Origin of the sequence: Sphingobium sp. ba1 (assembly GCF_000743655.1) — a bacterium.
Taxonomy (GTDB): Bacteria; Pseudomonadota; Alphaproteobacteria; order Sphingomonadales; family Sphingomonadaceae; genus Sphingobium.
In genome coordinates, this window is sequence record NZ_JPPQ01000069.1 from 852,989 (window position 1) to 853,370 (window position 382).

General features: G+C 61.0%; 1 protein-coding gene. It reads left to right on the forward strand.

The window, feature by feature from the left end:
* On the forward strand, window positions 1–382 hold a 382-nt coding region (locus tag IL54_RS24895), incomplete at both ends, for a transposase (RefSeq protein ID WP_443211283.1).

Sequence of the window (382 nt, forward strand, 5' to 3'; positions counted from 1 at the left end):
AGCCAATGTTTCGTGGCTATTTTCCGACCGCCGCACAAACAATGGCCGACAGGCGCCGGGTGCGTGGTGGCAAGATTGCCCGAAAGCCCGAGCTTGCCGCCTATATCGCCGACCGCTTGTCAGCAGCTTCTTCGCCCGAGCAGATTGCGGGATATCTTCGACGCCATCGCGGTATTCGTGAAGCCGTCTGTCATGAGACCATCTACCTGTTCGTCTATGGGCCGGACGGACGACGCCAGGGCCTGTGGCGCCTTCCGCCTGTTGCCCGCCGATCCCGATGGCGACGCTATGCGCGCAAGCCGCGCGGTCTGCATATCCCCTTGGCCAACACCATTGGCAAACGCCCTTCCGAAATCGGTAATCGCAGGAGCTTTGGTCATTG